This window comes from Mesorhizobium sp. M1295 (assembly GCF_040318135.1).
Lineage (GTDB): Bacteria > Pseudomonadota > Alphaproteobacteria > Rhizobiales > Rhizobiaceae > Mesorhizobium.
This window is the reverse complement of record NZ_JAMYLU010000003.1, coordinates 145,079-171,914: the sequence shown is the minus strand read 5'-3', so window position 1 is coordinate 171,914 and position 26,836 is coordinate 145,079. Positions and strand designations below refer to the sequence as shown.

The following is a 26,836-nucleotide window of genomic DNA, read 5'->3' as shown; positions in this document are numbered from 1 at the left end:
ACTAAATTCCACTTTGCCACTGCCGAATGGACTCGAACGGATGCAGCAGCATGATCACGTTGAGTGTCAGATTGTCCCGGATGAGATAGCCCACACCGAATTCGAAGATGAGGGCGAGGGTTACGATCACCCATATAGGAAGCCTTCGCGCCATGACAAACCCCAGCACCATGGCCAGCGTGTCCGACACCGAATTGATGACGCTGTCGCCATAATAGTCGAGCGAGATCGTGCCGGCGCGATAGCGATCGATGATGAAAGGGCTGTTCTCGAGCAGCTCCCAGCCGCCCTCTATCACCACCGCAAAGGCCAGCCTGAGCCCGATCGGCGAGCGCGGGAAAAGAAACCACGCCAGCGCATAGAACAGGAAGCCGTGAATGATGTGCGAGAAGCTGTACCAGTCGGAGATATGCTGGGAATTCTCGGAGCTCTGCACGATGCCGTGCCACAGCTTGACGTAGCCGCAGGTGCAAATCGGCGTCCGCCCCATGCCGTAGAGGACCCCTGCCTGGAATATGACCAGACCGAGAACCAACAGAAGCCCCATTCGCCAACTGTCTTCGTAGGCCGAGACGGTTTTGTCGCTGGATACGCTCATGCTGCTATTGCCCCTCTTCTGCGTCACCCTGTTCGGCATCACCCTCTGGGGCATCAATCGCCATCAGCACGGCATCGCCATATTCCGACTTCCTGCGATCGATAGCCCTGAAACCGGCTTTTTCATAGGCACGGATAGCCCGTGCATTGGCCGGGTCCGGGTCGATGATGACGCGCGGCGCACCTTCCTCGGAAAGCTGCTCGACGAACTGCCGGACGATCGCCGAGCCGTGGCCGGTCCCGACAAGCTCCGGCACGCCGATCGACAGATCGATGCCGAGCGTGCCGAACGGCTGGTCGCTATAGGGATGACCGTCCTCCAGATGCGGATCGTAGCTCTGCAAATAGCCGATGGGTTTGCCGTCGAGCTCGATAATCAGCGGCTCGACCGAAATGCTGTCGATATGCTCGCGGATCTCCGCGATCTCGGTCTCTGGGTCGTTCCACCATTCGGCGACATGCGGCTCGGCAAGCCAGCCGGCGATCATCGGCAGGTCCCTCTCGGTCACCGGCCGAAAACCGTAGCGGAGGCTCCGCTCAGGCGGCATCGAGGGTTTCGACGACGAAGCTGTTGTTGGTGTAGACGCAAATGTCGGACGCGATCTGCATCGCCTTGCGGGCGATCTCCTCGGCGTCCTTATCGGTATCCATCAGGGCGCGGGCCGCGGCCAGCGCGTAGTTGCCGCCGGAGCCGATGGCCATCACGCCAAATTCGGGCTCCAGCACGTCGCCGGTGCCGGTCAGCGCCAGCGACACCGACCTGTCGGCCACCAGCATCATTGCTTCCAGCCGGCGCAAATAGCGGTCGGTGCGCCAGTCCTTGGCGAGCTCGACGCAGGCGCGTGTCAGCTGGTCGGGATATTGTTCGAGCTTGGCTTCGAGCCGCTCCAGCAGCGTGAAGGCATCGGCGGTGGCGCCGGCGAAGCCGGCAATGACGTTGCCGCCCTTGCCGATGCGGCGCACCTTCTTGGCGTTGCCCTTCATGATGGTCTGGCCGAGGCTGACCTGGCCGTCGCCGGCGATCACCACTTTGCCGCCCTTGCGCACGGTTAGGATGGTCGTGGCATGCATGGTCAGTTCATTAGACATTTTCTGCTCCGGTCAGCACCGATCCCATCAAGGCGATTGGCGCATTACGAGTGACTTGATCGGCCATATGTATGCATAGGCCGGACGATTGCAAACCGGCCATCCACCGGGCCGGATAGTGCTCCGCAGCGGTAACTGGCAATCGCCGGATCATGCTGCTAGAAGGCTTTCGTTTTCAGGCATGTGAACGCCTGAATCGTGCAAATCTGAGACAAGGATGAGGTCATGGCGCCCCGTTCCGCCGAGATAAGCCGCAAGACCAAGGAAACCGACATCTCCGTGTCGGTTCAGGTCGACGGCTCGGGCAAATCCGACATTTCGACGGGCGTCGGCTTCTTCGACCATATGCTGGACCAGTTATCGCGCCATTCGCTGATCGACATGACGGTGAAGGCCAAGGGCGACCTGCACATAGACGACCACCACACGGTCGAGGATACCGGTATCGCGCTTGGGCAGGCGCTGGCCAAGGCATTGGGCGAGCGGCGCGGCATCATGCGCTATGCTTCGATCGATCTCGCCATGGACGAGACGCTGACGCGGGCGGCGATCGACGTCTCCGGCCGGCCTTTTCTGGTCTGGAATGTTTCGTTCTCATCGCCGAAGATCGGTACGTTCGACACCGAGCTGGTGCGCGAATTCTTCCACGCGCTGGCGCAGAATGCCGGCATCACGCTGCATGTCACCAATCATTACGGCGCCAACAATCACCACATCGCCGAGACCTGCTTCAAGGCCGTGGCGCGTGCGCTGCGTTCGGCGCTTGAGCGCGACCCGCGCCAGCCGGACGCGGTTCCCTCCACCAAGGGATCCCTGAAAGGGTAGCGCCATGGCCATCTATGTCGCGATGGAACCGCCAGGCCGCAGCGAAAGGGTGGACACCACCTTTGTCCGTGACGGCTTTGCCTGGCTCGGCTTCCTATTGCCGCCGCTGTGGCTGGCCTGGCACCGGCTGTGGGTCGAGGCGGCATTGGCCTTTGTCGCCATGGGCCTGCTTTCGATGCTGGGCGACAGCCTGGGCCTGGAAAGCGCAGGCTCGCTTTTGTCCCTCCTTGTCATGCTCTTTGTCGGACTGGAAGGGCAGGCCCTGCGGATCGCAGCACTGCGCCGCCGTGGCTGGCGTGAATGGGGTGTCGTCGAGGCCGACAGGCTCGACGATGCCGACATTCGCTACGCGTTGGAAACCGATGCGGATTCGAATGCACGGTCCCCCGCACAGCGCATCGTCCCGGACGCAGCACTTGCCCGGCCGACGCCGATGGGCATGGCACTGGGGCTGACCCATATTCCGGGAAAGCGCTGAGATGCGGGTCGCGATCATCGATTACGGGTCGGGCAATCTGCGCTCGGCCACCAAGGCCTTCGAGCGTGCCGCTCATGAAGCCGGCATTGCCGCCGCGATTGAACTCACAGCCGATGCCGAGCGGGTCAGGACCGCCGACCGCATCGTCCTGCCCGGCGTTGGCGCCTATGCCGATTGCGCCGCTGGACTGCGCGCTGTGGCCGGCATGTGGGAAGCGGTCGAGGAGGTCGCGATCGTCAAGGGACGGCCGTTCCTAGGCATCTGCGTCGGCATGCAGCTGATGTCGGAGCGAGGCTTGGAGAAAACGGTTACGAAAGGGTTTGGCTGGATCGCCGGCGACGTCAAGGAGATCACGCCGGCCGATCCGACACTGAAGATCCCGCAGATCGGCTGGAACACGATTGACCTGAAGCGCAAGCATCCGCTGTTTTCCGGCATTGCGACGGGCGGGAAGGGGCTGCACGCCTACTTCGTCCACTCCTACCATCTCGATGCACGGAAGGAGGACGAGGTGCTGGCGGTCGCCGACTACGGTGGCCCGGTGACGGCCGCTGTCGCCCGCGGCAATCTCGCCGGAACGCAATTCCACCCCGAGAAGAGCCAGGCGCTCGGCCTCGCTTTGATCACCAACTTCCTGCAATGGAGGCCCTAGGTCATGAGCAAGAAGGGCTATTGAATGGCGATGGTCGATGTCCGCGACCCCGAGGTCTACAAGCAGTACATCGAGGCCAATGCCGCGGCTTTTGCGAAATACGGCGCGAAGTTTCCCGTGCGCGCCGGACGGTATACCAGCCCGGAAGGGCCGACAGGCAATCGCCACGTGCTGGTGGAATTCGAATCCTACGAGACGGCGATCGCCTGCTACGGCTCGCCTGAATACCAGGAGGCCTTGAAGTACAGGCTCGCCGGCTCGACCGGCCACTTTGTCATCGTCGAAGGCGCCTGAAGGTGATCCTGTTTCCGGCGATAGACCTCAAGGACGGCAAATGCGTGCGCCTCAAGCATGGCGACATGGCGACCGCGACGGTCTACAATGACGATCCCGCCGCTCAGGCGCGCGCCTTCGAAGAGCAGGGCTTCGAATGGCTGCACGTCGTCGACCTCAACGGCGCCTTCAAGGGCCAGAGCGTCAACAGCGCGGCAGTCGGCGCCATCCTCAAGGCGACGAACAACCCGGTGCAGCTCGGCGGCGGCATCCGCACTCTGGCGCAGATCGAGGACTGGCTCGACCGTGGGCTGGCCCGCGTCATTCTTGGCACTGTGGCGGTGCGCGATCCGGATCTGGTCAGGCAGGCTTGCAAGGCATTCCCGGGCAAGATCGCCGTCGGCATCGACGCCAAGGGCGGCAAGGTCGCGGTCGAAGGCTGGGCGGAGGCCTCGAGCCTCGGCGTCATCGAACTGGCGAGGAAATTCGAGGGCGCCGGCGTTGCTGCCATCATCTACACCGACATTGATCGAGACGGGGTGCTGACCGGCATCAACTGGGACGCCACCATCGATCTCGCCGAGGCGGTTTCGATCCCGGTCATCGCCTCGGGCGGGCTCGCCTCGATCGCCGACATTGTGCGTATGACCATGCCCGATGCGCGGAAGCTCGAAGGCGCGATCTCCGGCCGCGCGCTCTACGACGGCCGCATCGACCCGGCCGAGGCACTGGCGATCCTGCGTGGCAAACCGATGGCAGGGGCGTCATCATGAAAGTCTCGATTATCCTCGCCCCCTATGACAGCGGGCACCATCATGAAGGGTGCGGCCAGGGGCCGGACGCCATCATCGGCGGTGGGCTCGTCGAAGCTCTGACCGTGGCCGGCCATGACGTCGCCGTCGAAGATATCGGCAAGGTGGGAGACGAGCAGGGGCGCGAAATCGCAACCGGCTTCGCCGTCTGCAACGCCGTCGCGGCCAAGGTCGGCCTCGCCCGCGACGGAGGAGGCTTCCCCATTGTCCTTGCTGGAAATTGCCTGACCGCCGCCGGTGCGGTTGCCGGTGAAGACGCGGATTCGATTATCTGGATCGATCAGCATGGCGATCTCAACACGCCAGAGACGTCCGCCTACGGCTTTCTCGACGGCATGGCGCTGGCGGCGACACTCGGGCTCTGCTGGCGTCCGATGGCGGCAGCAATTCCGGGATTCCGGCCGATGGACCCGGCGCACTGCATGCTGGTCGATGCCCGCGACCTCGATCCCGACGAAAAGCGCCTGCTGGAAACTTTGCCGATCGTGCGCGCCGAATGTGCCGGTGCGCTCGATATGGTGGGAAAGCTCACAGCGGCAGGGGCTGTTCGGGGACATCTGCATCTGGACCTGGATGTCCTCGATCCGGATGTGCTGCAGGTGAACCGCTACACGCATCCGGGCGGTCCGAGTCCGGAACAGCTGCGGCAGCTTGCCTGCGGGCTGGCCAGATCCATCCCGATCGTGGGCGTGACGCTCTCGGCCTACGATCCGGCCTTTGATTCCCAGTCCGAGGTTCCGTCCGTCGTCGGCCAGCTGCTTGTCGACTTTCTTGCGGCGATCGAGAGGATCTGATGCTGAAAGCCCGCGTCATCCCCTGTCTCGACGTCAAGAACGGTCGCGTCGTCAAGGGCGTCAATTTCGTCGACCTGGTCGATGCCGGCGATCCCGTCGAAGCGGCAAAAGCCTATGACGCGGCCGGCGCCGACGAGCTCTGCTTTCTCGACATCACTGCCTCGTCGGAAAACCGCGAGACCATCTTCGATGTCATTACCCGAACGGCCGAACAATGTTTCATGCCGCTGACTGTCGGTGGTGGCGTCCGCCAGGTCGCCGACATCAGGAAGCTGCTTCTGGCCGGCGCCGACAAGGTGTCGATCAATACGGCGGCGGTGAAAACCCCAAATTTTGTCGCCGAGGCTGCCGACAAGTTTGGCAACCAGTGCATCGTCGTCGCCATCGATGCCAAGAAAGTGTCCGCTGTGGGCGAGGCTGATCGCTGGGAGATCTTCACCCATGGCGGCCGCGAGAAGACCGGCATCGATGCCGTCGAGTTCGCTCGGCGGATCGTCGATCTCGGCGCCGGCGAGATCCTGTTGACGTCGATGGACCGCGACGGCACCAAGGCCGGCTACGACATAGCGCTTACCCGCGCGGTCGCCGACGCCGTGCGCGTGCCGGTCATCGCTTCCGGTGGCGTCGGCACGCTCGATCACATGGTCGAAGGCATTCGCGACGGCCATGCAGGCGCGGTGCTGGCGGCCTCGATCTTCCATTTCGGCACCTACAGCATCGCTGAAGCCAAGATGCATATGGCTCAGGCCGGACTGCCGATGCGGCTGGACTCGCCGGGTAATCGGTCCTAGAGCCTTTCCGGCTAAGAAGAGGCTGTAAACGCCGTCATGACCGAGTTCTCACTCTCCGATCTGGAGAAGATCATTGGCGAACGCGCACGTTCCGGCGATCCGGATTCGTGGACGGCCAAGCTCTTTCAGCGCGGCATGAGCAAGGCAGCGCAGAAACTCGGCGAAGAGGCGGTCGAAACGGTGATCGCAGCCGTCAGCGCCGATAGGGACGCGCTCGTTTCGGAAAGCGCCGATCTCATCTATCATTGGCTTGTCGTTCTCGGCATAGCGGACATTCCGCTGAGCGATGTGCTCAACGAGCTTGAACGCCGCACCGGTCGTTCGGGCATCGCCGAAAAGGCGTCTCGGCTGGACCGGGGCTGATCGCTGCGGAGGAACTCGATGGACCAGCTCGCTCCTACCGAGAAGTATTCACCCTATCGGTTCTTCTCGGCGGAGCAATGGTCGCGGTTCCGCGCCGATACGCCGATGACGCTCACCGAGGACGAGGTCCGTCGTCTGCGGTCGCTGAACGATCCGGTCGATCTCCACGAGGTCGAGCGCATCTACCTTTCGATGTCGCGGCTGTTGTCGGCCCATGTCGAAGCCAGTCAACTCCTGTTCAGGCAACGCCAGGTTTTTTTCAACGCGCTGGACGTGGCCAAGACACCGTTCATCATCGGCATTGCCGGTTCCGTGGCGGTTGGCAAATCGACCACGGCGCGCGTGCTAAAGGAGCTGCTGGCGCGCTGGCCGTCGAGTCCCAAGGTCGATCTGGTCACCACCGACGGTTTCCTGCTGCCGAACGAAGTCCTGCGCCGCAACAATCTGATGGAGCGCAAGGGCTTTCCCGACAGCTACGACGTCGGCGCGCTGCTGCGTTTCCTGTCCGGCATCAAATCGGCGCAGCGCAACGTCCGCGCGCCGGTCTATTCGCACCTGACCTATGACGTTATCCCGGGCGAGTTCCAGACCATCGACAGGCCGGACATCCTGATCTTCGAGGGCATCAATGTCCTGCAACCTGGCAAGCTGCCGAAGGACGGCAAGATCGTGCCTTTCCTGTCAGATTTCTTCGACTTCGCCATCTATATCGATGCCGAGGAGGCGCTTATCCATCACTGGTATATCGCCCGCTTCATGCGGCTGCGCGAAACCGCCTTCCGCGACCCAGCCTCCTTCTTCCACCGCTATTCGCAACTTTCCGAGGATGCGGCCCGCGCCATCGCCGAGGGCCTGTGGACCAACATCAACCTGAAGAACTTGCGCGAGAATATATTGCCGACCCGCGCCCGCGCCGATCTCATCCTGCGCAAGGGCGCCAATCATCTGGTCGAGGAAGTGGCGCTCCGAAAACTGTGAAATCCCGATTCATTCCTTAAAGTCATCTTAACCCCGTCTTCCTATTGTCAGGCCTGATCTGCGGGCTCGGCAAACAATGAATGCGCCATTCCTAAATATTGATCGGCCGGCAGCGGACCGCGTCGCACATCCGGGCAGCGGCGCCGCCACGATTGCCCTGATCGTGCCGGTCCACAATGAGGAAGGCGCGATTGCCCCGTTCCTGAAGGCGGTGTGCGAAAGCACCGCTCCGCTGAAGGACAATGGCGTTGCCCTCGAGTTCATCTTCGTCAACGACGGCAGCAGCGATACGACGCTCGAAAAGCTGATCGAAGCCCAACAAGCAGACCCTCGCATCCACATAATCGACCTTTCACGCAATTTCGGCAAGGAAGCCGCGATGACCGCGGGCCTCGACAGCTGCGATGCCGATGCCGCGATCCCGATGGACGTCGATATGCAGGATCCGCCGCATGTCATCCCCTTGCTTGTGGAAAAGTGGCGCGAGGGGTTCGAGGTTGTTCTTGCCAAGCGAGCCAACCGGTCGAGCGACAGCTTTCTCAAGCAGCGCTCCGCCTCGATGTTCTACCGCGTTCACAACTGGATCGCGCAGCAGAAGATCCCGCACGATGTCGGCGACTTCCGTTTGATCGACCGTCAGGTCATCCAGGCGCTGCGGTCTTTGCCCGAACGCCGTCGTTTCATGAAGGGCCTGTTCGCCTGGGTCGGGTTCCGCACCGCAAGCGTCGAATATGTCCGCGATCAGCGGATCGCCGGCCAGTCGAAATTCTCCGGCTGGAAGCTGTGGAACTTCGCGCTCGAAGGCATCACCAGCTTCTCCACCGCTCCGCTTGAAATCTGGACCTATGTCGGCGCGACGATTTCCGCGCTGTCGTTCCTCTACGGCCTGCTGATCGTCGCCAAGACAATGATCTTTGGCGTTGATGTGCCCGGCTACGCCTCGCTGCTGGTCAGCGTTCTTTTTCTTGGCGGCATCCAGTTGCTCGGCATCGGCATCATCGGACAATACCTCGGCAGGGTCTACGCCGAGATCAAGCAGCGTCCGATCTACATTGTGCGCCGCAAATATGAGGGAATGAGCTAATGGAGCTCGACGCCTACCGACAGATGGCCGCCACCGAAGACGAGCATTGGTGGTTCTGCGGGCGTCGCGCCATCGCAGAGGCGGTCATTCGCAGCATCGACCTGCCCGAAAAGGCGCGCATCGTCGAGATCGGCGCCGGCACCGGCGGCAACATCCGGATGCTGGAGCAGTTCGGCACCGTGACGGCAGTCGAGATGAGCGATCTCGCACGCAGGATTGCCTGGGAAAAGACCGGCCGCGACTTCCTTGCCGGACATCTGCCGGACAACATTCCTGTCACGCCGCAAAGCTGCGACCTGGTTTGCCTGTTCGACGTGCTGGAACATGTCGCCGAAGACGAGGCATCGCTTGCCGCGATCCGCCAGATGCTGAAACCAGCCGGCAGCGTCATCCTTACGGTGCCCGCACACCAATGGTTGTGGAGCACGCATGATGTGGGGCTGCATCATATGCGGCGCTATTCACGCAATCTGCTGCGTGAACGAATTGAAAGGGCTGGTTTCAGGATCGACCGGCTGAGCTACACAAATGCCGCACTCTTTCCTGTAGCGGCACTGGCACGGCTGGTGGATAGGTTGCGCAAGCCCGCCTTGCCAGCCGGCCATGCAACGCCGTCGAAACCACTGAATGCGGCGATGAAGGCAGTGTTTTCGGCGGAAGGCCGCATCATACCAAATGCAAGCCTGCCCTTCGGTGTTTCGCTGCTGGCGGTATTCCGCAAGGACGACGCCGTCGAAACCGGTCGCCTCGACGAGAAATTGGCAGCTTGACCGCGCAATGGGCACCGGTTCGTATCGTCGACTATCGCGCTTTGCGCTAATTGGCATTGCGTCGACGCTGATCTATGCCGTTTGTGCTCTCCTGCTGTCGCGTGGGCAGGCGACGGCGGCCCTGCCGGCGGCGCTCACATCGTTTGCGGCCTACGCCGTTGCCGCGCTGTTTTCTTACACCGGGCATAAATATTTCACCTTCACCTCGGGCGGCAGCCACGCGATGGAACTGCCCCGCTTTCTCCTGCTCACCGCTTCCGGCCTCGCTGTCGCAATCGCCCTGCCGGGGCTTTTGACCCAGATGCTCGGCGTCCCTGCCGCAGTCCCGATCCTGCTTACCTGCATTGCCGTGCCGGTCATCAACTATGTCGTCCTCGGACGCTGGGTGTTTCGTGGTCTCTAGCGCGCGATCCCTCAGTGAACTGCTGCCCGGTGCCAACCGTTTCTCGCCGTTTGCGGGCGTGGCGGGCGCCCCGTTGCTGCTGGCCTGCCTGGTCGTCATATACGCCGTCTGGCTGACAACAATTGCGATACCGACCAATGTCGACGTGTCATGGCTTCTGGTCGTCTGTGATCGGCTGCTTGGCGGAGAGCGGCTCAACACCGACATCATGGAGACCAACCCACCTTTCTCGATCTGGCTCTACATGCCGTTCATGCTCCTGGAAAAGCTCACCGGCATACGTGCGGAATTCTGGCTGACGCTTGGTGTCGTTTGCCTGAGCCTGGCCAGTCTTTTCGTTTCTGTCCGCATTCTCGCGCGCGATGAACCGGTTTACCGGCAGCCCCATGCGTTCTGGGCAGCAGCGGCGGCCCTGGGCTGGGTTCTCTGTTTCATGCCGGATCAATTCGGCCAACGCGAGCACTTCGCGTTGATTGCCATTCTGCCTTGGGTGGCGTTGCAATGCACACGTCAGCGGAACCCGGATTTCAGCGCCGGCTCGCGCCTGGAGCACATGGTCGCGGGCTTCGGCGCGGCGATCGTGGTCATGGTCAAGCCGCCCTATTTTGCGCTGGCCTTCATGTTGCCGTCACTCTGTCTTGCGGTTGAAAGGCGGTCGCTGAAACCGCTCTTCGTCGTGGAGAACCTGCTTGGCGCTACGATCGTGGCCGCCTATGTCGCGTCCATCGCGCTCTTCGACCGTGCTTATTTAAGCGAAGTCCTGCCCTTGGTCAGCGAGGTCTATCTTCCGTTGAGGGCCTCTACCGCCGATATGCTGGCGAACTGGCCGAAAGTGGTGCTGCTTCTGGCCGCCGCTACCGTGCTTGCGGCCGGCGGCCTGAGGCAGACGAACTGGGACGTCAGGATTCCGCTTCTGACCGCACTGGGGTTCATTCCGGCCTTCATCGTCATGGGCAAGGGTTGGCCCAATCACGCCCTGGCGATGGTCGTTGTTGCAACACTTGCATTTGGCATCCAGCTTCTGCGGTTCGGCACATTCCGCAGTGCAGGCTTCATTCGCAAGGCCGCCCTGATCTTCGGCTGCGTGCTGGTGCTGCAACTAGCGGTCAGGGCACAGTACGCGGCGCTGACGACGGACAACGGCCCGATCGGGCGCTCTGTCGCCGCGATCCGCGCAACGGTCGAAACCCCGACCATCATGTCGATCGCCGACCGGATGCAGGTTGCCCATCCCCTCGCCAGGCTGGTCGACGGCAGGTTCATATCACGCCATCCGAGCGCCTGGGCGGTCTCCAACGCTGACACGCTCGCCCGCGCCACCGGCGATCTCGAACGGAGACGGGAACTTGAAAGCATCCGCGATCGGGTGATCGGCGAATACGCCGCCGAGATATCAGCGAAGAAGCCCGATGTCGTGCTGTCAGGCTCGCCCGCGCGGACAGCCCTGATGCTGCAGGACAAGCGGATCGGAGCCGCCTTGGCCGACTATCGTCTGCTGCACCACGAGCCGGAAATCACTGTCTATCTGCGTTACACGGCGCCTGCGCCGCTCCAAACCAATTGAGCAGAGGCTCCCGGAAGACCATGGCACGGCTGGATCCAATCGCTCCGCTGGACGACGTATGGCTCGAGCTCGAGAGCCTCGGTGCAACATCATGAGCGTCTCGAACGACATTGACGGCTTGAGCCGGTGGCGCGGCCGGAATATCGCGGCGGCGCTGCTTCCTAGCCGCAATGTCCTGGCCATTGCCGCAGTCACCGTGTTCTCCATCGTCTGGCAGCGGCGTTGGGGGACTGTTCCCGATACTAGCTGGCTGATCACGGTATGCGAGCGGATGCTCTCCGGTGAGCGGCTTTACTCGCAGATCCACGAGACCAACCCTCCATTCAGCGTATGGCTCTATCTGCCGCCAGTGGCTGTGGCCAGATTGCTGGGCGCCGCCCCGGAAATCCTGGTTGAGGCCTGGACATACCTTGCCGTGCTTATCGGACTTTCGCTCTCGGGCGTGATCGTCAAGCGCGGGGGTTTCACCGAAACTGCATCACTGTTTGCACTGGGGCCAGCGTTTTGCGCAATGCTGGTGATCTTCCCCGGCAACGCCTTCAGCGAGCGAGAGCATATCGGCATGGCGCTTTTCATGCCGCTGCTTGCGCTTCACGCCTGGCGTGCGCGCAGAGATGCAGCCGCCCAACCAGGCCCGGGGATCGCCGTACTCGCCGGCCTGTCGGGCAGCATTTTGCTGCTGGTCAAGCCCTACTATGCGATCATGGTGTTGGCGCCAGCGCTGGTCGTTGCAGTGCGCCGGCGCAGCCTGAAATCGATCTTCGCCCTGGAACACTGGGTCATTGGCGGCATCTGCATTGTCTATCTCGGCGCGGTCACGCTGATCCATCCGGAATTCCTGCGCGACATCTATCCCCTCTTGGCGGATGTTTATGGAAAGCTCGGCATCTTTTGGCCCATCGTGATCGGCCACGGTTTCGCGTGGTGTTTCCTCGTCTTCCTGATTTGGTGGCTGTGGCCGGCCGGGCGGTTTCCAGAGCTGGCGGCGGTAGCGCTGGCTGCATCGATCGCCGGCATGTTTCCCCTGTTCTACCAAGCGAAAGGCTGGTCTTATCATGCCTATCCCGCGATCTTTTGCGCCGTGGCAGCCATTTTGTGCCTGCTGGCAGTGCCCAGGATCGTGCGGCAGCCGTCGAAGCTGTTGGCGTTCGTGACGGCGCCTTCGCGAGCTTGGGCACTGGCGGGGGTGGCAATCGCTTTCTTGCCATACTGGAGCACCCAGAAACCGGGGCCGGCGCTGGTTGCCGCCATTCGCGCCGCGACCGATCGGCCTACTATTGCGTTGATCAGTTCGGATATGTCCTCGGGACATCCGTTGACCCGCATGATCGATGGGCAGTTCGTTTCGACCCATGTCAGCGATTGGCTCGGAGTGTTCGCGCTTTCCCTGTCCCGGCAGGCAGCCCTTTCCGGTGATACCGCTGAAGCCACGCGTTACCAGGCCATCATGGCGCGTTACGTCGAAAGCAAACGCAAAGAATTCGCGCGTCTGCGCCCAGATATCATTGTCTTCAAGAAAAACAACGCGATGTGGACAAGCCAACTGACAGAGCGTTTTGGCTTTGACGCCATCCTGGCGCACTACCGCATTCTCGTCGAGGACGAGACCGAGCGCATCTATCTGCGCGACGATTATGTCCGGTCGGGCGACCGGCCACCCGAATTGAGCAAGGCCTCGGAAAAACCATGACGCGGCTGGTGGTCGTGGCCGGTCGGCCATTTCCCAGAGCTGGCTGCCGTAGCGCTGGCAGCATCTATTGCCGGCTTGTTCCCGCTGTTCTACCAGGACAAAGGCTGGACGTATCATGCCTACCCATCGATTTTTTACGCTGTAGCGGCTAGTCTTTGCTTGCTGGCCTTGCCGAGAAGCGAGCGGCAATCGGCAGGGCTGCTCTCCCGCCTGGCGGCTCCCCCGCGAGCCTTGGTGTCGCTGGCGATTGTGGCTGCCTTCTTACCGAACTGGGGCACTCAGAAGCCAGGCGCGGTGTTGGTCGCCGTGATACGCGCCGCGACCGATCGACCAAACGTCGCCTTGATCAGTCCAGATATAGACACTGGACATCCACTAAGCCGCATGATCGGCGGCCAGTTCGTTTCGGCCGATCCCAATGACTGGCTTGGAGCGTTTGCAATGGCTCTGTCCCGGCAAGCCACGCTTTCGCGTGACGTCGCCCAAGCCACGCATTACGAGATGATCATGGAGCGTTACGCTGAAAGCAAACGCCAAGAATTTGAGCGTCTGCGCCCTGATATTATTATCTCTACGAAAGTTATCAGGAAAGATGATGGCCCTTGGACAAGCCAACTGATGGAGCGTTTTGGCTTTGACGCGATCCTGGCGCACTATCGCATTCTCGTCGAGGACGAGACCGAGCGCATCTATCTGCGCGACGATTATGTCCGGCCGGGCGACCGGCCACCCGAACAGCCTATTTCGGCATCGTCACCCGACGCAGCGTCAGATTGATGCGGCCGCCGTTCTTGAGCAATGCCGAGGTCGAGGGGTAGATGCGGTCAACGCCGTGAAAGCAGAGGCGGCCTTCGCCGCCGAGCACGACGACGTCGCCGCTCTTCAATCTGAACGATTTGGTGGCGCCGTCGCGCATGGTCTGGCCGACCCGGAACAGGCAATCGTCGCCGAGTGAGGCCGAGACGACAGGCGCGGAGAAATCGCTCTCGTCGCGATCCTGGTGAAGACCCATCTTGGCATCCTGGGAATAGAAATTGACCAGGCAGGCCTCCGGCGGGTGCGCATAGGCAGATACGTCCCGCCACAGTTCGAGCAGCATCTCCGGGATCGGCGGCCATGGCCTTCCGGTCACCGGGTGAGTCGGCTGGTAGCGATAGCCGTGCTCCTTGTCGGTGACCCAGCCCAGCGGGCCGCAATTGGTCATGCGCACGCTCATCTCCTTGCCGGTACGCGGCATCGCCGGCACGAACAGCGGGGCTTCCTGCACGACCTCCCTGATATCTTCCACCAGCACTTCCTGCATGGCGCGCGACAGGTAACCAGGCATATGGCGGACGCCTTTGGGCAGCACGAGCATCGGGTCGCTTGATCCGTTGGTCTGGAAAATCAGAATGCCACCGTCAAACGAAAACGGCGACCCGAAAGCCGCCTCCGGCAGTGGCTGCACATTTCACACCGGCGATCTGGGATCCGAAGCCGATTCGGCTGTCAGTCATCCTCGACCCGGCCACGCATTTTCTTGATCGAGCCGCGCCCGGCTTTGCTCTTCAGCCGTCTTTCGACCGCGCCCTTGGACGGCCTTGTCTTCTTGCGCGGCGGTGGCGGCGGTTCGGCGGCCTTGGCGACCAGTGCCGTCAGCCGCGCCCGGGCGTCCGCCCGGTTCTGCTCCTGCGTGCGGAAGCGTCCGGCTTCGATGATGATGACGCCGTCCTTGGTGGCGCGCTGGCCGGCAAGCTTGATGGTCCGTTCGCGCACACGCTCCGACAGGCCCGGTGCATTGGCAGCATCGAAGCGCAATTGCACCGCCGTCGCCACCTTGTTGACGTTCTGGCCGCCCGGGCCGGACGAACGGATGAAGTCCTCGTGCAGGTCACCCGGATTAATCACCGCATCGTCGGTGATGATGATTTTTTCGTCGGCGTTCATGCCGCAGTCATGGCGCGGCAGGCGAAAAAAGAAAAGGCCCGATCGAAGCCGGGCCTTGAAGCGCGACGGCTATTCAGCCGCTACCTGCATGCGTGGTGCAGCGCCGAGCACGGTTGCGTCGACATGGGCCTCGAACTTTTCGAAATTGTCGACGAACATGCCAACCAGCCTTGCCGCCTGCCGGTCATAGGCGGGCTTGTCGATCCAGGTCGATCTCGGGTCGAGAATGGCGCGGTCGACGCCGGTAACCGTCACCGGCACGTCGAAACCGAAATTGGCGTCGGTCCGGAAGTCGGCCGCTTTCAGCGAGCCGTCGAGTGCTGCTGCAAGCAGCGCCCGCGTTGCCTTGATCGGCATCCGCTTGCCGGTGCCGTAAGCGCCGCCGGTCCAGCCGGTGTTGACCAGCCAGCAATCGACGCCGTGGCGGGCGATGAGCTCGCGCAGCAGATTGCCGTATTCCGACGGATGCCGCGGCATGAACGGTGCGCCGAAGCATGTCGAAAATGTCGCTTCGGGTTCAGTAACGCCTTTCTCGGTCCCCGCCACCTTGGCGGTATAGCCGGAGAGGAAATGGTACATCGCCTGCGCCGGGGTCAGCCGCGCGATCGGCGGCATCACGCCGAACGCGTCGGCGGTCAGCATGATGATATTCTTCGGGTGGTTGGCGCGCCCCGTCTTGCTGGCGTTCGGAATGAAGTGGAGCGGGTAGGCGCAGCGTGTGTTTTCGGTCAGCCCGCCATCGTCGAAATCCGGCACGCGACCGGCGTCGAGCGCGACATTCTCCAGCACCGTGCCGAAGCGCTGGGTGGTGGCGAAGATCTCCGGCTCGGCTTCGGCCGAAAGCTTGATCGTCTTGGCATAGCAGCCGCCTTCGAAATTGAAGATGCCGTGCGGTCCCCAGCCATGCTCGTCATCGCCGACCAGCGTGCGCGACGGGTCGGCCGACAACGTCGTCTTGCCGGTCCCGGAAAGGCCGAAGAAGACGGCCGCGTCGCCGGCGAGTCCTTCATTGGCAGAGCAATGCATCGGCATCACGCCTTTTGCCGGCAGCAGATAGTTGAGCACGGTGAATACCGACTTCTTCATCTCGCCGGCATAGGAGGTACCGCCGATCAACACGATCATGCGCGAAAGATCGACGGCGATCACCGTTTCGCCGCGCGTGCCGTGGCGGGCGGGATCGGCGCGGAACGACGGCAGGTCGATGATCGTCAAATCGGGCACGAAATGCTCGAGTTCGGCGGCTGCCGGCCGGATGAGCAGATTGCGGATGAACAAGGAGTGCCAGGCAAGCTCCGTGATCACCCGGGTCGGCAGCTTCAGCTCCTCGTCGGCGCCGCCGACCAGGTCCTGCACATAAAGGTCCTTTCCAGCCGCATGGGCGCGAAAATCGGCAAGCAGCGTATCGAACTGCCCCGGCGAAATCGCTTTGTTGTTGTCCCACCATACATGCGGCGCGGTGCTTTCGTCGCGCACCACGAATTTGTCCCTGGGCGAGCGGCCGGTGTGCTGCCCGGTTTCGGCGGCAAGCGCGCCATGCGCGGTGAGTCGGGCCTCGCCACGGCGGATTGCCTCCTCGTAGAGCGCGGCCGCGCCGAAATTATAGCGCACCACGCCCGTGGTTCTCAGGCCGATCCGATCGATTGTACATGCAGGATTGCGTTTGCCGGCTTCCGACATGGGTGTCCCTTCTTCGATTTACCGCGTCTTTACCGGCGAATTCCGGAACCCCCATTGCAGGAGCTAAAAACGTCAAAACCAGAAAAGGCGAATGATATCAAATCATTAATCGATTTAAATATTTTGAAAGTTGTTTAAATCGTTTATATGTGCAAAAACACTGATGGTTGCCCAAAGGATTGGCGATGTTCATTCGTCCAATCCATATCGAGGTACAATTGTGGCCGCCGGCATGCCGCGCGTGACAGCGGATAGAGCCTATGCCACATTTTGTACCTAATTTGTCCTGCAAAAGCCCCTTCTCGACGAAAGAAGGGACAGCTCATGAGGGAGCCGCTTGAAATGGCAACAATCGCGCTTGTCGACGACGATCGCAACATTCTGACTTCGGTTTCGATCGCCCTCGAATCCGAGGGTTATCGGGTTGAAACCTACACGGATGGGGCGTCGGCGCTGGAGGGACTGGCGGCGCGCCCGCCGAACCTCGCCATCCTCGACATCAAGATGCCGCGCATGGACGGCATGGAGCTGCTGCGCCGGATGCGCCAGAAATCCGACCTGCCGGTGATCTTCCTGACCTCCAAGGACGACGAGATCGATGAACTGTTCGGCCTCAAGATGGGCGCCGACGACTTCATCCGCAAACCCTTCTCGCAGCGTCTTCTGGTCGAGCGCGTCCGCGCCGTGCTGCGCCGCGCCAGTACCCGCGAGGCGGCCGCCAAGGCGCCCAACCAGCAGGCTCGGTCGCTTGAGCGCGGCCAGCTTGTCATGGACCAGGAGCGCCACACCTGCACCTGGAAGGGCGAGCCGGTGACGCTTACCGTCACCGAGTTCCTCATCCTGCATTCGCTGGCCCAGCGTCCAGGCGTCGTAAAAAGCCGTGATGCGCTGATGGATTCGGCTTATGATGAGCAGGTCTATGTCGATGACCGCACCATCGACAGTCACATCAAGCGGCTGCGCAAAAAGTTCAAGGCCGTCGATGATGACTTCGAAATGATCGAAACCCTTTACGGAGTCGGATATCGGTTCCGCGAAGCTTGAGTCGAGCGGGAGCTGCTATTCGATGGCAGTGGAAGTAGAGCGAGTGAGACGATCGGGCGCCGCCAGGCGCCCGCCGCGGATTCTGCCCGCCTTCGTGTCGAAAATCACGGTGCCGATGCGCCGGTTTCTCGGCCATCACATCTTTTCCAGCCTGACGCGGCGTATTCTCTTTCTCAATCTTGCCGGCCTGGCCGTCCTGGTCACCGGCATTCTCTACCTCAACACCTTTCGAGACGGGCTGATCGACGCCCGTGTCGAGAGCCTGATGACCCAGGGCGAGATCATTGCCGGCGCGATTGCCGCATCGGCGACGGTCGAGACCGATTCGATCAGCATCGATCCGGAAAAGCTGCTTGAGTTGCAGGCTGGCGAAAGCCTCGGCCCGGGCTCCGATCAGCTCGACAATCTCGATTTCCCGATCAATCCGGAGCGCGTGGCGCCGGTGCTCAGGCGGTTGATCTCGCCGACGCGCACGCGCGCCCGCATTTACGACCGCGACGCCAACCTGCTGCTCGATTCCCGCCATCTCTATTCGCGCGGTCAGATCCTTCGCTACGATCTGCCGCCGGTCGAAGAGGAGCAGCCGGATCTTCTGGAGCGCATCCAGAAATTCGTCTTCGATTTCTTCCGCAATAAGCAGCTGCCCGTCTATCGCGAGCAGCCGGGCGGCAACGGTGCCGCGTTTCCCGAAGTGGTCAAGGCGCTTACCGGCAGTCCGTCGACGATCGTGCGGATCTCGGAGCAGGGCGAGCAGATCGTTTCCGTGGCGGTGCCGATCCAGCGCTTCCGTGCCGTTCTCGGCGTACTGATGCTGTCGACCGAAGGTGGCGACATCGACAAGATCGTCGCGGCCGAGCGCAAGGCGATCCTGCGCGTGTTCGGCATCGCCGCGCTGGTTACCGCTATCCTGTCGATGCTGCTGGCCTCCACCATCGCCAACCCGCTGCGCCGGCTTTCCGCGGCGGCGGTCAGGGTTCGCCGCGGTGTCAAGAACCGCGAGGAAATTCCCGACTTCTCCGACCGCCAGGACGAGATCGGCAATTTGTCGATCGCCGTGCGCGACATGACCAATGCGCTCTACGCCCGCATTGAGGCGATCGAAAGTTTTGCCGCGGATGTCTCGCATGAATTGAAGAACCCACTCACCTCGCTGCGCAGCGCGGTGGAGACATTGCCGCTGGCCAAGAACGACAATTCGCGCAGCCGGCTGATGGATATCATCCAGCACGATGTGAGGCGCCTGGACCGCCTGATCACCGATATTTCCGATGCCTCCCGTCTCGATGCCGAACTGGCGCGGGAAGACGCGGGAACTGTCGACCTGAAGAAGTTCATCACCGATCTGGTCGCCGTCTCGCGCGAGGCCACACGCAACAAGAAGGCGGTCGAGATCGAATTCAAGGTCGCCAAACTGCCGCAGGGCGTGAAAGGCTACTTCGTCGTCGGCCATGATCTGAGGATCGGCCAGGTGATCACCAACCTGATCGAGAATGCCCGCTCGTTCGTTCCCGAAGAACGTGGCCACATCACCATATCGCTGGCGCGCGCCGGCAAGTTCAACATCGTCACCGTCGACGACAATGGCCCCGGCATCCGGGCCGACAACATCGATCGCATTTTCGAGCGGTTCTATACCGACCGGCCGGCCGGCGAGGCGTTCGGCCAGAACTCGGGCCTTGGCCTGTCGATATCCCGGCAGATCGTCGAAGCCCATGGCGGCACGTTGAGCGCCGAGAACATCCCGGGCACCAAGCCTGGCGAGATCAAGGGCGCCCGCTTCGTGGTGACGCTGCCGGCCGAAGGCTGACGGATGAATTCCAATCACGCCTGGTCCTATTGTGCAGCCTGAAAACATTCACGGCACCGCCATCCTGATAGGTGATTGCGGCATTCTCATCACCGGACCGTCCGGCTTGGGCAAGACGACGCTGGCGCTCGCCTTGATCGATCATTGCAGCCAGCGCGGGCTGTTTTCGCGGCTGATCGGCGATGACCAGCTCTTTGCTGCCGATTGCGAGGGGCGGCTGGTCTGCCGCGCACCAGTCAGCATAGCCGGCCTCGTCGAGGTGCCGGGATTCGGCCCCAAGCCGATACCATTCGAGCCAAGCTGCGTGATCGACCTCATTATCCGGCTGGTGCCAGCCGGCAAAATGGCCCGCTTCCAGGAAGACTGCAGCGAACTCGTTTTCGGCGTACCAGTGCCGCGCATCGATCTTGCCGGGCGCAATGTCGCGGCGGCCTTGCCGGCAGTGATGTCGCGCCTGTCGATTGCGCCTTTCCTGTGATCCGATTTGGATTTTTTGCTGCAATGCGTCAAATTGGTCTGGGCCGGCGCAATTTTGGGCTTGTCAACGGGCCTTGCGTCGACAAGATAGCGCTCCCGCCACCTGGAACGGTCGGCGAGCATAAAATGCGCCTGTGAAGCGGCGATGACGGGAGCCACCAAAGAATGATCGGACTCGTGCTTGTAACGCACGGTCAACTGGCCGCCGAGTTCCGCAATGCCGTGGAACATGTCGTAGGGCCACAAGACAATTTCGAGACCGTGGCGATCGGTGCCGACGATGATATGGAACAACGCCGCCGCGACATTATCGACGCAGTCGGCCGCGTCGATACCGGATCAGGCGTCATCGTTTTGACCGACATGTTCGGCGGCACGCCCTCCAACCTCGCCATTTCCGTGATGGAATCCGGCCGCATCGAGGTCATTGCCGGCATGAACCTGCCGATGCTGATCAAGCTGTCCAGCGTTCGCAAAGGCGACAACATGGCGGCCGCGCTGGATGAGGCGCAGGCTGCCGGCCGCAAATACATCAACGTCGCCAGTCAGCTCCTGAGCAGCAAATGAGCGCGCTGTTGCCGGAAAAGGACAAGATCGTTCGCGACTTTCCGATCGTCAACCAGCGCGGCCTGCACGCGCGCGCCTCGGCCAAGTTCGTTCAAATTGCCAGCGGCTTCAATGCCACGGTCCAGGTCGAGAAGGACGGCGTCAAGGTCGGCGGCACCTCGATCATGGGCCTGATGATGCTGGCGGCGAGCCCCGGCTATTCGATCCGCGTCACCGCCAGCGGCCCGCAGGCCGAAGAGGTCATCGATGCGCTGGAGCAACTGGTTGCTTCCCGTTTTGGCGAGGAATGCTGACGGCGCTCTCTCGTGTTGGTTGCCGCTGAAGACATGCACGGATAAAGATTTCTTTATATCCCATTGTCGTCCGACTCCCGATCTGCTAGTCAGGCCGGCAACTCGCGCCCTCCCACACGCCTTCGGGGCGGGGCGCGTCCCGCAATCAATTCGCATCGGAGCACTGCCATGACGGGTAGCAAGGATTATGTGGTCGCCGACATCGCGCTTGCCGGCTGGGGCCGCAAGGAGATCGAGATCGCCGAAACCGAAATGCCGGGCCTGATGGCCTGCCGCGAGGAATTCGGCGACAAGAAGCCGCTCAGGGGCGCGCGCATCACCGGCTCGCTGCACATGACCATCCAGACCGCGGTGCTGATCGAAACGCTTAAGGCGCTCGGCGCCGATATCCGCTGGGCTTCCTGCAACATCTTCTCGACCCAGGACCACGCTGCCGCGGCCATTGCCGAGGCCGGAATTCCGGTGTTTGCCGTCAAGGGCGAGACGCTGGAGGATTATTGGGTCTACACCGACAAGATCTTCCAGTGGGCCGATGGCGGCACCTCCAACATGATCCTCGACGACGGTGGCGATGCCACCATGTACATCCTGATCGGCGCTCGCGCCGAGGCCGGCGAGGATGTGCTGTCCAATCCGGGCAGCGAAGAGGAAGAGATCCTGTTTGCCCAGATCAAGAAACGCATGCAGGCATCGCCCGGCTTCTTCACCAAGCAGAAGGAAGCGATCCGCGGCGTCACCGAAGAGACGACGACCGGCGTCAACCGGCTCTATCAGTTGCAGAAAAAAGGCCTGCTGCCGTTCCCGGCGATCAACGTCAATGATTCCGTCACCAAGTCGAAATTCGACAACAAATATGGCTGCAAGGAATCGCTTGTCGACGGCATTCGCCGCGGCACCGACACGATGATGGCCGGCAAGGTCGCGGTCGTCTGCGGCTATGGCGACGTCGGCAAGGGCTCGTCGGCTTCGCTCAAGGGTGCCGGTGCCCGCGTCAAGGTCACCGAGGTCGATCCGATCTGCGCGCTGCAGGCAGCGATGGACGGTTTCGAGGTGGTCACGCTCGAAGACGCGGCACCGACGGCAGACATCGTCATCACCACCACCGGCAACAAGGACGTCGTTACCCTCGACCACATGCGCCTGATGAAGGACATGGTGATCGTCGGCAACATCGGTCACTTCGACAACGAGATCCAGGTGGCGTCGCTGCGCAACCTGAAATGGACCAACATCAAGCCGCAGGTCGATATGATCACCTTCCCGGACGGCAAGCGGATGATCCTTTTGTCGGAAGGCCGTCTGCTCAACCTCGGCAACGCCACCGGCCACCCGAGCTTCGTCATGTCGGCGTCCTTCACCAACCAGGTGTTGGCCCAGATTGAGCTGTACACCAAGCCCGGTCAGTACGAGAACCAGGTCTATGTCCTGCCGAAGCATCTCGACGAAAAGGTCGCGCGCCTGCATCTCGATAAGCTCGGTGCCCGCCTGACCGAACTGTCCGGCGAACAGGCCGCCTATATCGGCGTCACCCCGCAGGGACCGTTCAAGCCGGAACACTACCGCTATTAACCACGGCGAAACTTGCCACTAGATATTGAAGCCGGGCGATTGACTTTTCGCCCGGCTTTATTTTTGCGCTGATTGATTCTTCACGCCGATTCGCGCAAGCGCTATGGTGCTGATTCGCGGTCCGGGGACGAGGCCCGGGCGCACGCATCAGGGCGGTCTTGCATTCAGGCGGCGAAGAGGACCAAGACATGCCGGGGGATAACCCGCCTTGCGCGGGACAGGCCGTTTCCGGCGGCCATAACGATTCGATCACGGGCTCCGCTGCCAGAGGCGGCAGCCTTTTATGCCGTGCCGGCAGCCGTGTCGGGGTGCTGCTTGCTTCTTCCGCGCTGGTTGGTCCGCTGCTTGGCTTTGCCGCACATGCCCAAACCCGCGTGGCGCAAAAGGCCGGGCTGTCGGTCAGCACGGTCGAGGTCATGCAACTCGCCATGTTTGTCGGCGTCATGGGGGCGGCATTGCTGTCGGCCATCTTTCTGATCCGCGAAAGGGCGCGCACCGCGGCGGAAAATGCCGAGCTCAGGACCCGCATCGCCGACGTCAATGCCGCGCTGCAGCGCTCCGAGGCGCTGCTCCATTCCCGCGACCAGCGCGTGGTCGTATGGGCCGCCGAAAACAAGAAACCCGAGCTTGTCGGAACATTGCCGATCGAGAGCGGCGCGCCGGAGGACCGGGCGGCCTTCCTGGCTTTCGGCCGCTGGCTGATGCCGCGTTCGGCGGCCGCGTTGGAACATGCCGTGGCGGCGCTGCGGGACAAGGCAAAGCCCTTCGATCTGGTCATCGAATCGCAGGCCGGCCAGCCGCTCGAGGTTCACGGCCGCAAGAGTGCGGCGCATGTATTGGTTCGCTTCGTCTCGCTTTCGGAGACACAGCGAAGCCAGGCCAGGCTGAAGATCGAGAACCAGCGCTTGGCCGCCGACCATGAGACGCTGATCGGACTTCTCGATGCGCTCAAGATGCCGTCATGGCTACGCACCGTCGACGGGCGGCTGAAATGGGTCAACCGGGCCTATGCCGAAGCGGTCGAGGCCGAGAATGCCGAATCGGCGGTTCGTGACAGCAAGGAATTCCTCGGCGGCCAGGCGCGCGACACGATTGCTGCGCAGCACAAGTCGCACCCCGTCTTCGAACAGACGCTCTCCACTGTGATCGAAGGCGACCGCCGTATGTTTGCCGTGACCGACTTTGCCGGGGCGGATGGTTCGGCTGGTCTTGCCTGCGACATCAGCGCCATCGAGGCCATTCGCGCCGAGTATGAGCGGACCGTGCAGAGCCACGCCGATACGCTCGATCAGCTCAACACTGCCGTGGCGATTTTCGATACCGACGAGAAATTGCGGTTTTTCAATCAGGCGTTCCAGAAACTATGGGGCCTCGACAGCGGCTTCCTGCACAGCGCGCCGGACAACGCCTTGCTGCTCGACCGCCTGCGCAGCGAAGGCAAGATTGCCGAGCAGCCCGAATGGCGGCGCTGGAAAGAGAGCTTGCTCGGCGCTTATCGCGCGGTTGAATCGCAGGAGCATTGGTGGCATCTGCCGGACGGCAAGACCATTCGCGTCGTCGCCAACCCGCAGCCCAAGGGCGGCGTCACCTGGGTGTTCGAGAACCTGACCGAGAAGATGGACCTTGAAAGCCGCTACCAGACCGCCGTCCGGGTTCAGGGCGAGACGCTCGACAACCTTGCCGAAGGCGTCGCTGTATTCGGTCCCGACGGCAGGCTGAGATTGTCCAACCCGGCCTTCGCAGCACTGTGGGGGCTGGATGCCGATGCCTCAAAACCCAACGTCCATGTCTCGACGATCCGCGACCTTTGCGACCGCCGTGCCGTCGACAGTCCGTGGGGCGGGTTCGTTGCCGCCATCACCGGCTTCGACGACGAGCGCCGCGACCGCCACGGCCAGACCGAATTGAACAACGGCACCGTTTTGCGCTACGCCGTCATCCCCTTGCCCAACGGCCAGGTGATGATGACCTTCGTCGACGTTACCGACAGCGTCAATGTCGAGCGGGCGCTGAAGGACAAGAATGAGGCGCTGCAAAAGTCCGACCAGATCAAGAACGAATTCGTGCAGCACGTCTCCTATGAGCTGCGCTCGCCACTCACCAACATCATCGGCTTTACCGAGCTTCTTTCACTGCCGTCGACTGGTCCGTTGAACCAGAAGCAACGCGAATATATCGGGCATGTCGGCTCGTCCTCCTCGGTCCTGCTCACCATCGTCAACGACATCCTCGATCTGGCGACGGTGGATGCCGGCATCATGGAACTCGACATTTCCGAAGTTCACATCGATCGAACCATTACAGCCGCCGCCGAACTGGTCGCCGACCGACTGGAGGAACATGCGATCAAGCTTAGGATCGACGCGGCGGCCGCGCCGAAAACCTTCCACGGCGACGAAATCCGCGTCCGCCAGATCCTCTACAATCTGCTCAGCAATGCCGCCAATTACGCGCCGGAGGCGAGCACCATAACGCTCGCCTGCCGCCAACTTGCCGACGGCGTGGAATTTTCCGTTCACGATGACGGTCCCGGCATGCCGCCGGACCTGCTTGACTCAGTGTTCCGGCGCTTCGAGCCGCGCACCAATGGCGGCCGCCGCCGCGGCGCCGGGCTCGGCCTGTCGATCGTCAAGAGCTTTGTCGAACTGCATGGCGGCAGCGTCCGCATCGAGACCGGCAGGGACAAGGGCACGACGGTTGTTTGCGCCTTTCCCGACACGCCGTCCGGCATCCGCGCGGCGGCCGAGTAGCGCGTTCGATGGCGGTATTGGTGCTCGAGCGTTTTCTCGCCGACGAGGCTGCGACGGCAAGGCTTGGTGAGGACCTCGCCATGTCGCTGCGCATTGGCGACGTGCTCGCTCTCAAGGGCGATCTCGGCGCCGGCAAGTCGACCTTGGCGCGGGCGCTGGTCAAGGCACTGGCCGACGATGCCGGCCTCGACGTGCCGAGCCCGACCTTTACGCTGGTCCAGAGTTACGACACGCGTGTGCCGGTCCATCATTTCGATCTCTACCGCTTGGGCGCGGCATCCGAGTTGGACGAGCTGGGTTTCGACGAGGCGCTGACGCAAGGGGCCGCACTGGTCGAATGGCCGGAACGGGCAGAGGCATATTTGCCGAAAACCTCGGTGCTGGTCGAACTTCTCCAGCAGGGCGACGGCCGATTGGCGAGACTATCGGGAGGGGGCGCCGCCTTCGAGCGCGCGGCGCGATCGCTGGCCATGCGCGATTTTCTCGGCCAGGCCGGTTGGGGCGAAGCGCAGCGGCGATATTTCATCGGTGATGCCTCGGCTCGCTCCTACGAGATCGTCACGCTCGCCGGATTTCCGCCGCGCGTGCTGATGAACTCGCCAAGGCTGGTGCTCGGACCGCCAGTCCGCGACGGCAAACCCTATGCCGAGATCGCCCACACCGCGCAATCCGTTTCGGCGTTCGTCGCCATTGACCGTGCCTTGCGGGCCGGCGGCGTCAGCGTCCCGGAAATCCATGCCCAGGATCTCGACCAGGGTTTTCTGCTGCTGGAGCATCTCGGGTCCCAAGGGTTCCTGGACAAGCGCGGCCAGCCGGTGGCCGAGCGCTACGCGGCGGCGGCCGAACTGCTTGCCATGATGCACGGCAAAACATGGCCGGCCAGCATGCAGGCCGGCCCCGGCGTCTTCCACGAGGTGCCGCCTTTCGATCGCGACGCCATGATGATCGAGGCCGAATTGCTGGTCGACTGGTATGTCTCTGCGATATCAGGCGCTCCGCCAAGCGAGGCGTTGCGCGCCGGTTATCGCAGCGAATGGAATGCGGTGCTCGATCGGCTCGAGGGGCGCGAATACACGCTAATGCTGCGCGACTTCCATTCGCCCAACCTGATCTGGCGCGGTGACCGTTCCGGTCACGATCGTCTCGGCGTCGTCGATGTCCAGGATGCGCTCATCGGTCCGTCAGCCTACGACGTCGCCTCGCTCGCCATGGACGCGCGCGTCACCATTTCACCTGAAATCGAAAAGCACACGCTCGCCGCCTATATCGCCGCGCGACGCGACGCCGGCGTCTTCGATGAAGACGAATTCCGCGAAACCTATGCAATCATGGCTGCACAGCGCAATTCCAAGATCCTCGGCATTTTCGTGCGGCTCGAAAAACGCGACAGCAAGCCTTATTATCTGAAGCATCTGCCGCGCATCCGCGATTATCTTCGCCGGGCGCTGGCGCATCCGGCGCTGGCCGGGCTGCAGGATTTCTACATCGCCCACGGCTTGCTGGAGGAACGCTCGATTTGAAGGCTAAGGATTTGGGCCTGAAAGCGTCGGGACCGATGCC

At 62.2% G+C, this 26,836-nt stretch carries 29 protein-coding genes; 23 read left to right on the top strand and 6 right to left on the bottom strand.

The window, feature by feature from the left end:
• Window position 1 precedes the first annotated feature (1 nt).
• The 3 genes from NKH29_RS06120 to hslV are packed head-to-tail and all read right to left on the bottom strand — an operon-like array spanning window position 2 to window position 1,686.
• Complete coding sequence (locus NKH29_RS06120) at window positions 2–598, bottom strand: DUF2585 domain-containing protein (protein WP_023718258.1); 597 nt, start codon at window positions 596–598, stop codon at window positions 2–4.
• A 4-nt stretch (window positions 599–602) separates the two neighbouring features.
• Entirely contained in the window at window positions 603–1,145 is a 543-nt protein-coding gene (locus NKH29_RS06115) for a GNAT family N-acetyltransferase (RefSeq protein ID WP_352999207.1), read from the bottom strand.
• On the bottom strand, window positions 1,135–1,686 hold the full coding sequence (gene hslV / locus NKH29_RS06110) for an ATP-dependent protease subunit HslV (RefSeq protein ID WP_023718260.1): 552 nt from the start codon (window positions 1,684–1,686) through the stop codon (window positions 1,135–1,137). The genes NKH29_RS06115 and hslV overlap by 11 nt, the downstream gene beginning before the upstream one ends.
• Before the next feature lie 225 nt (window positions 1,687–1,911).
• On the opposite strand from hslV, the gene hisB reads away from it, so the two are divergent.
• The 15 genes from hisB (at window position 1,912) to NKH29_RS06035 (ending at window position 13,940) form a co-directional block, all read left to right on the top strand.
• On the top strand, window positions 1,912–2,511 hold the full coding sequence (gene hisB / locus NKH29_RS06105; RefSeq protein ID WP_352717183.1) for an imidazoleglycerol-phosphate dehydratase HisB: 600 nt from the start codon (window positions 1,912–1,914) through the stop codon (window positions 2,509–2,511).
• 4 nt (window positions 2,512–2,515) lie between these two features.
• Window positions 2,516–2,989, top strand: coding sequence for a DUF2628 domain-containing protein (locus tag NKH29_RS06100; RefSeq protein WP_352999205.1), 474 nt, complete (start codon window positions 2,516–2,518; stop codon window positions 2,987–2,989).
• Between the two features lies 1 nt (window position 2,990).
• Entirely contained in the window at window positions 2,991–3,641 is a 651-nt protein-coding gene (gene hisH, locus NKH29_RS06095; RefSeq protein ID WP_352484488.1) for an imidazole glycerol phosphate synthase subunit HisH, read from the top strand.
• Between the two features lie 24 nt (window positions 3,642–3,665).
• On the top strand, window positions 3,666–3,935 hold the full coding sequence (locus NKH29_RS06090) for a DUF1330 domain-containing protein (RefSeq protein ID WP_352640263.1): 270 nt from the start codon (window positions 3,666–3,668) through the stop codon (window positions 3,933–3,935).
• Window positions 3,936–3,937: 2 nt separating this feature from the next.
• Window positions 3,938–4,687, top strand: coding sequence for a 1-(5-phosphoribosyl)-5-[(5-phosphoribosylamino)methylideneamino]imidazole-4-carboxamide isomerase (gene hisA / locus NKH29_RS06085; RefSeq protein ID WP_023718265.1), 750 nt, complete (start codon window positions 3,938–3,940; stop codon window positions 4,685–4,687).
• Window positions 4,684–5,520, top strand: a complete 837-nt coding sequence (locus tag NKH29_RS06080) for an arginase family protein (RefSeq protein WP_023718266.1) — start codon at window positions 4,684–4,686, stop codon at window positions 5,518–5,520. Before hisA ends, NKH29_RS06080 begins: the two co-directional genes overlap by 4 nt.
• The gene (gene hisF / locus NKH29_RS06075; RefSeq protein WP_352999295.1) at window positions 5,517–6,311 is read left to right on the top strand and encodes an imidazole glycerol phosphate synthase subunit HisF; all 795 of its coding nucleotides are present in this window, start codon (window positions 5,517–5,519) and stop codon (window positions 6,309–6,311) included. Before NKH29_RS06080 ends, hisF begins: the two co-directional genes overlap by 4 nt.
• A 36-nt stretch (window positions 6,312–6,347) precedes the next feature.
• Complete coding sequence (locus NKH29_RS06070; RefSeq protein ID WP_254815934.1) at window positions 6,348–6,674, top strand: phosphoribosyl-ATP diphosphatase; 327 nt, start codon at window positions 6,348–6,350, stop codon at window positions 6,672–6,674.
• 18 nt (window positions 6,675–6,692) lie between these two features.
• Complete coding sequence (gene coaA, locus NKH29_RS06065; protein WP_023718269.1) at window positions 6,693–7,652, top strand: type I pantothenate kinase; 960 nt, start codon at window positions 6,693–6,695, stop codon at window positions 7,650–7,652.
• Between the two features lie 76 nt (window positions 7,653–7,728).
• On the top strand, window positions 7,729–8,736 hold the full coding sequence (locus NKH29_RS06060) for a glycosyltransferase family 2 protein (RefSeq protein ID WP_031193759.1): 1,008 nt from the start codon (window positions 7,729–7,731) through the stop codon (window positions 8,734–8,736).
• Window positions 8,736–9,506: a class I SAM-dependent methyltransferase gene (locus tag NKH29_RS06055; RefSeq protein ID WP_023718271.1), complete on the top strand. Its 771-nt coding sequence runs from the start codon at window positions 8,736–8,738 to the stop codon at window positions 9,504–9,506. Before NKH29_RS06060 ends, NKH29_RS06055 begins: the two co-directional genes overlap by 1 nt.
• Window positions 9,507–9,513: 7 nt before the next feature.
• Entirely contained in the window at window positions 9,514–9,909 is a 396-nt protein-coding gene (locus tag NKH29_RS06050) for a GtrA family protein (RefSeq protein ID WP_023718272.1), read from the top strand.
• A 73-nt stretch (window positions 9,910–9,982) separates the two neighbouring features.
• Window positions 9,983–11,473, top strand: a complete 1,491-nt coding sequence (locus NKH29_RS06045) for a hypothetical protein (RefSeq protein WP_023718273.1) — start codon at window positions 9,983–9,985, stop codon at window positions 11,471–11,473.
• Window positions 11,474–11,669: 196 nt separating this feature from the next.
• Window positions 11,670–13,163, top strand: coding sequence for a hypothetical protein (locus NKH29_RS06040; RefSeq protein ID WP_352591231.1), 1,494 nt, complete (start codon window positions 11,670–11,672; stop codon window positions 13,161–13,163).
• 75 nt (window positions 13,164–13,238) lie between these two features.
• Complete coding sequence (locus tag NKH29_RS06035; RefSeq protein ID WP_352484484.1) at window positions 13,239–13,940, top strand: hypothetical protein; 702 nt, start codon at window positions 13,239–13,241, stop codon at window positions 13,938–13,940.
• On the opposite strand, the gene NKH29_RS06030 is transcribed toward NKH29_RS06035, so the two are convergent.
• The 3 genes from NKH29_RS06030 to NKH29_RS06020 form a co-directional block, all read right to left on the bottom strand.
• Window positions 13,903–14,520: an alpha-ketoglutarate-dependent dioxygenase AlkB gene (locus NKH29_RS06030; protein ID WP_352484500.1), complete on the bottom strand. Its 618-nt coding sequence runs from the start codon at window positions 14,518–14,520 to the stop codon at window positions 13,903–13,905. The two genes, NKH29_RS06035 and NKH29_RS06030, sit on opposite strands and share 38 nt — an antisense overlap.
• 131 nt (window positions 14,521–14,651) lie before the next feature.
• Entirely contained in the window at window positions 14,652–15,089 is a 438-nt protein-coding gene (gene arfB / locus NKH29_RS06025; RefSeq protein WP_352999204.1) for an alternative ribosome rescue aminoacyl-tRNA hydrolase ArfB, read from the bottom strand.
• Window positions 15,090–15,158: 69 nt separating this feature from the next.
• Complete coding sequence (locus NKH29_RS06020) at window positions 15,159–16,769, bottom strand: phosphoenolpyruvate carboxykinase (RefSeq protein WP_352484483.1); 1,611 nt, start codon at window positions 16,767–16,769, stop codon at window positions 15,159–15,161.
• Window positions 16,770–17,111: 342 nt separating this feature from the next.
• Here NKH29_RS06020 and NKH29_RS06015 point away from each other — a divergent pair, with 342 nt between their 5' ends.
• From NKH29_RS06015 to tsaE, 8 genes are all read left to right on the top strand, one after another.
• Window positions 17,112–17,813, top strand: coding sequence for a response regulator transcription factor (locus NKH29_RS06015; RefSeq protein WP_023677547.1), 702 nt, complete (start codon window positions 17,112–17,114; stop codon window positions 17,811–17,813).
• A 22-nt stretch (window positions 17,814–17,835) separates the two neighbouring features.
• A complete protein-coding gene (locus tag NKH29_RS06010; RefSeq protein WP_352484482.1) occupies window positions 17,836–19,620 on the top strand; it encodes a sensor histidine kinase in 1,785 nt (594 codons plus the stop codon).
• A 31-nt stretch (window positions 19,621–19,651) separates the two neighbouring features.
• Window positions 19,652–20,098, top strand: a complete 447-nt coding sequence (locus NKH29_RS06005; protein ID WP_352516065.1) for an HPr kinase/phosphorylase — start codon at window positions 19,652–19,654, stop codon at window positions 20,096–20,098.
• A gap of 164 nt (window positions 20,099–20,262) precedes the next feature.
• Complete coding sequence (locus NKH29_RS06000) at window positions 20,263–20,664, top strand: PTS sugar transporter subunit IIA (RefSeq protein ID WP_023718280.1); 402 nt, start codon at window positions 20,263–20,265, stop codon at window positions 20,662–20,664.
• Window positions 20,661–20,957 carry an HPr family phosphocarrier protein gene (locus NKH29_RS05995; protein ID WP_023718281.1) on the top strand — a complete coding sequence of 99 codons (297 nt, stop codon included), beginning with the start codon at window positions 20,661–20,663 and terminating at the stop codon, window positions 20,955–20,957. The genes NKH29_RS06000 and NKH29_RS05995 overlap by 4 nt, the downstream gene beginning before the upstream one ends.
• Window positions 20,958–21,125: 168 nt before the next feature.
• Window positions 21,126–22,526, top strand: coding sequence for an adenosylhomocysteinase (ahcY, locus tag NKH29_RS05990; RefSeq protein ID WP_352495247.1), 1,401 nt, complete (start codon window positions 21,126–21,128; stop codon window positions 22,524–22,526).
• A 188-nt stretch (window positions 22,527–22,714) separates the two neighbouring features.
• The gene (locus NKH29_RS05985) at window positions 22,715–25,276 is read left to right on the top strand and encodes a sensor histidine kinase (RefSeq protein ID WP_352484479.1); all 2,562 of its coding nucleotides are present in this window, start codon (window positions 22,715–22,717) and stop codon (window positions 25,274–25,276) included.
• Between the two features lie 8 nt (window positions 25,277–25,284).
• Window positions 25,285–26,796, top strand: a complete 1,512-nt coding sequence (tsaE, locus tag NKH29_RS05980) for a tRNA (adenosine(37)-N6)-threonylcarbamoyltransferase complex ATPase subunit type 1 TsaE (protein WP_352495246.1) — start codon at window positions 25,285–25,287, stop codon at window positions 26,794–26,796.
• The last annotated feature ends 40 nt before the right edge of the window (window positions 26,797–26,836 follow it).